Source organism: Methylacidimicrobium cyclopophantes, assembly GCF_902143385.2.
Lineage (GTDB): Bacteria > Verrucomicrobiota > Verrucomicrobiia > Methylacidiphilales > Methylacidiphilaceae > Methylacidimicrobium > Methylacidimicrobium cyclopophantes.
This window is the reverse complement of record NZ_CABFUZ020000019.1, coordinates 1-4,574: the sequence shown is the minus strand read 5'-3', so window position 1 is coordinate 4,574 and position 4,574 is coordinate 1. Positions and strand designations below refer to the sequence as shown.

The window sequence follows — 4,574 nt, the reverse complement described above, 5'->3', positions numbered from 1 at the left end:
GAGCCGGCAGGCGCACCTCCTGCCAAACTGGATTGGAAAGAGCTCGGTCGATCTCGGAGACCAAGGCGACCATCCCGTCGTAGCCGGCGTAGGCATGATGGCGTTCCTGGTTTATGTCGAGCCAGGGCATCTTCGCCTTCAGGGCGACGAACTGGGAGCGCCCGCCGGAAAGCATGATGTCCGCCCGCGCCTCCTTGAGCATCCGGTACATCTCCCGGGGTGTCATCTCCTCGATCATGTGGGCTTCGTCTCCCATCAGCTTCTTGATCCGCTCCTTATCCTCTTCGGTTGACTTCTTGACGCTCGTACCGACGATCTCCATACCGACTTCCTGCAGTGCGGAAACCACCGACCAGGATTTGACGCCCCCGGTGATCAGGAGCACCCGCTTGCCGGCAAGCCGCTTTCGATAGATTTGCAGCTCTTCCCAAGCTTTCTGCTCCTCCCGCCGGATCAGCAGCTCGGTCTTGGAGAGCAGCTCTTCGGGCGCTCCTCGACGAACCAAGAGCCCGGCCAGATTCCGAAGCGCGTCGCTCATATCGGAGATCCCATAGAAAGATCCCTCGAAGAAGGGGATGCCATACCGCTCTTCCATCTTGCGGGCGATGTTGATCATCGCCTTCGAGCAGACGAGCATCGCCGCCTTCGCCCGGTGGCAGGAGGCGATTTCCCGATATTTGGCGTTACCCGAGATACAAGCGAGGATCCGGATCCCCAGCTGATCCAGCAGGGGCTTCACCTGCCAGAGCTCGCCCGCCAGGTTGTACTCCCCAATGATGTTCACATCGTAGGGAGTCGTGTAGGCCGGCTCCTCGGTTCCGATCACATGGTCGAGGAGAGCCTCTCCGGCGAGCTTGTTGCCCAGGTTCTTGCTACCGGCGAAGCCCGGCGAGACGACCGGGACGACGGGCCGGCCGAACTGCTTTCGTGCGGCTTGGCAGACGGCTTCGACGTCGTCGCCGATCAGAGCCGGCACGCAGGTCTGGTAGACGAAGACCGCAGGAGGATCATACCGCTCAATCGCCTCCTTGATCGCTCGAAAGAGGCGCTTCTCCCCGCCGTAGACCACATCCATTTCGTGGATGTCGGTCGTGAAGCCCATCCGATAGAGGAGGGAATCGGAGGATTTGGACCCCCGATTGTCCCAGGAATTTCCTTCACAGGCGATCGGGCCGTGGACCAGATGCACCACGTCGGTGATGGGCTGGAGAGCGATCTTCGCCCCATCGAAGGCGCAGCCTCCGGCGGCGGCACCCGGCTGGAGCTGCTTGGTACAGCCCTTCTTTTGCTCCTTGTCCGACTTGGCCCGGTTCTTGGCGCAGCCGGGCTCCTGGAACACAGCCTGGACCTTTTCCGATATGCTGCTCATCCGGAGCTCCTTTCCCGATCCTTGTGCTAGCGAATGATGTCGAAGCTGTAATCCGACTTCGCCGGAACGTTGGTATTCCGATCCATCTCGTCGAAGATCTTATCGAGGATCCAGACGAGCACGTTGAGCCCGCCTTGATAGCCCCAGACCGGGTACCGGTGATGGTGGTGGCGATCGAAGATCGGAAATCCAAGCCGGATGAGGGGCGTTCCCGTATCGCGCTCAAGATACTTCGCGTAGGTGTTCCCGATCACGAAATCGACCGGCTCCGTAAAGAGGAGAGAGCGCAGATGCCAGAGATCCTTTCCAGGATAGACTTGGCAACCCGCGCCAAAGGGGGATGCGGCCAGAAGCTCGCGCACCTTTCCCTCCCACTCCGCGTCGGCATTGGTTGCGAGGATATGCGCCGGCTCCGCCCCGAGCTCGAGCAGGAAGCCCGCGATTCCAAGCGCGACGTCGGGATCGCCGTACACAGCGAACCTCTTCCCGTGGATATGGGGACTCGAATCGGCGATCGCATCGACGAGCCGTCCCCTCTCCTTTTCGAGCGCTTCGGGAATCGGCCGTCCCGAGAGGCGGGAGAGCTCTTGAAGGAGGCGGTCCGTAGCGGCCACTCCGATCGGGTAGTGCAACCCGACCGTCTCCTGCCCTTTGCTTGCGATGTAGGGCAAGGTCTTGGGCGTGCAGAAGCTCTGCATCGAGATCGTCGCCTTGGAGTGAAGGGCCTCGGAAATCTCCGAGAGCTTCGTTCCGCCGTCGTACATGCGAAATGTCCCATCGGTCGGCGTATCCCAGACATCGCTGTTGTCGGATACGATCAGATATTCGACGCCCATCAGCTCGAGGATTCGGTGGAGCTCCCGAATATTGCCCACCACATTGCCGTCGAAGCCCCCGATCAGGTTGATCTTTCCGTTTGGAATCCGCTCGAGCGGAGGAACCGTCTTGGCCTTTCCGTCCCAGAAATATTCGAGAATCCCCTTCATCATGTTGTCATATCCCGTGATATGGCTGCCCACGAAGGAGGGGGTATGGGCGAAGGGGACGTCGAAGTCCTGCGGAACGCTCCCCTTTTCCCTCGCGTTCTTGATGAAGGCGTTGAGATCGTCTCCGATCACCTCCGCCATGCAGGTCGTGGAGACCGCGATCATCTTCGGCTTGTAGAGGGCATAGCTATTGGCCAAGCCGTCGATCATGTTGTTGAGCCCGCCGAAGACCGCTGCATCCTCGGTCATCGAGGAAGAGACGCAACCGCTCGGCTCCTTGAAGTGGCGGCTGAAGTGGCTCCGGAAGTAGGCGACGCACCCTTGCGAGCCGTGGACGAAGGGCAAGGTCCCCTCGAAGCCGACGGCCGCGAAGATCGCCCCCAGCGGCTGGCAGGCCTTGGCGGGATTGATCGTGATAGCCTCCCGGGCGAAGTTCTTCTCGCGATACTCCTTGGTCTTCGTCCACTCGCGGATCCTCTCGACCTCGTCGGCACAGGCGGGATCCTCAAACTCCCGCTTCTTCCGCTCGAACATTTCCAAATACTGCGGCTGCCGAAAGAGATGAAAGTGGTCGAGAACATGTTCCGCGTTCTGACTCTTGGTTTCTCCGTTCGTGTTCATCTGCGCTCCCTTTCTTTTGGTTGGTGGTTCCGGATCCTCTTTCCGCCGCCTTACTCCTTCTTCCAAGGCGCCTTCGTCAGCCCCCAAATCGGGCTATTGATCGCCATGTCCATGTCGCGAGCGAAAATGGCGAACCCGTCATAGCCGTGGTAGGGACCCGAATAGTCCCAGGAGTGCATCTGGCGGAAGGGCACCCCCATCTTTTGGAAGACATACTTTTCCTTGATCCCGGAGCCGACGAGATCGGGCTCCAGCTTCTCCACGAACTTCTCGAACTCGTACCCCGTCACGTCATCGTAGATCAGGGTGCCGTCCTTCACATAGTGCGTCGTCCGCTGGTAGTCGTCGTTGTGGCCGAACTCGTAGCCGGTCCCGATCACCTCCATGCCCAAATCTTCGTAAGCGCCGATCACATGGCGGGGACGGAGACCGCCCACGAAGAGCATGACCTTCTTTCCCTGGAGCCGCGGCCGAAACCGTTGGATCACCGCGTCGGCCATCGGACGATACTTGGCGATGACCCGCTCCGCGCCTTCCTTGATCTTGTCGTCGAAGTGGCCGGCGATCTTGCGCAACGATTCCTCGATCTTCGTCGGACCGAAGAAGTTGTACTCCACCCAGGGAATCCCGAACTTTTCCTCCATGTGGCGGGAGATGTAGTTCATGGAACGATAGCAGTGGAGGATGTTGAGCTTTACTTTGGGAGTCCTCTCGAGCTCCTTGAGCGTTCCATCTCCCGACCATTGCGCAACCACTCGAAGACCCATCTCTTCGAGCAGGATTCGGGACGACCAGGCGTCCCCACCGATGTTGTAGTCTCCGATGATCGCGACGTCGTAGGGAGTCGAAACCCACTCGGTCTCCTTGCCCGCGGCTTTGTCGAGCACCCAATCGCGAACGCTGTCGTTGGCGATGTGGTGGCCGAGGGATTGCGAGACCCCGCGAAAGCCTTCACAGCGGACCGGAACGATCGTCTTTCCCTGGAACTCCTTCGTCTTCGCCTTGGCGACCGCTTCGATGTCGTCCCCGATCAAGCCAATGGGGCACTCGGACTGGATCGTGATTCCCTTGTTCAAGGGGAAGAGCTCCTGCAGCTCATCGAGCGCCTTTGCGAGCTTCTTGTCTCCTCCGAAAACGATGTCGCGCTCCTGAAAGTCGGTGGTGAACTGCAGGGTCACGAAGGTATCCACGCCGGTCGTGCCGATGTAGTAGTTCCTTCGAGAAGCCCAGGAGTATTGACCGCAGCCGACGGGGCCGTGGCTGATGTGGATCATGTCCTTGATCGGCCCCCAGACCACCCCTTTCGAACCCGCGTAGGCGCAGCCCCGGATCGTCATCACCCCCGGCAGGGATTTGATGTTCGACTTGACCCCGCAGTCGGGCTTCCCCTCCTCGAAGACTCCCAAATGCTTTCCGCGTTTCTTCGCTGCCTTTTCCGGATAGGTCTTTAAGACTTCCTCGATCAGTTGGCGGTTCTGCTCGCTCAACTCTTGGCTTTTCTCTGCCGCAGGCGTCGTCAGGCTCATGATGATTCTTTCCTCCGCGGTTTCGATCTTCTCTCCCACGCAGCGGACCGCCGGCCAGGAAACCGCCTACCC

3 protein-coding genes are annotated in these 4,574 nt (G+C 59.8%); all 3 read right to left on the bottom strand.

Annotated elements, in window-relative coordinates:
• A partial coding sequence (gene nifE, locus FN369_RS00585; protein WP_142524283.1) for a nitrogenase iron-molybdenum cofactor biosynthesis protein NifE occupies positions 1–1,369 on the bottom strand: 1,369 nt, incomplete at its 3' end.
• A gap of 26 nt (positions 1,370–1,395) precedes the next feature.
• Positions 1,396–2,976: a nitrogenase molybdenum-iron protein subunit beta gene (gene nifK, locus FN369_RS00580; RefSeq protein ID WP_142524282.1), complete on the bottom strand. Its 1,581-nt coding sequence runs from the start codon at positions 2,974–2,976 to the stop codon at positions 1,396–1,398.
• Between the two features lie 50 nt (positions 2,977–3,026).
• Positions 3,027–4,502: a nitrogenase molybdenum-iron protein alpha chain gene (gene nifD / locus FN369_RS00575; protein ID WP_142524281.1), complete on the bottom strand. Its 1,476-nt coding sequence runs from the start codon at positions 4,500–4,502 to the stop codon at positions 3,027–3,029.
• Positions 4,503–4,574: the final 72 nt, after the last annotated feature.

Excerpts from the sequence above, each read along its gene's own strand:
- nifK (WP_142524282.1), bottom strand. The coding sequence starts at position 2,976 with ATGAACACGAACGGAGAAACCAAGAGTCAGAACGCGGAACATGTTCTC.
- nifD (WP_142524281.1), bottom strand. The coding sequence starts at position 4,502 with ATGAGCCTGACGACGCCTGCGGCAGAGAAAAGCCAAGAGTTGAGCGAG.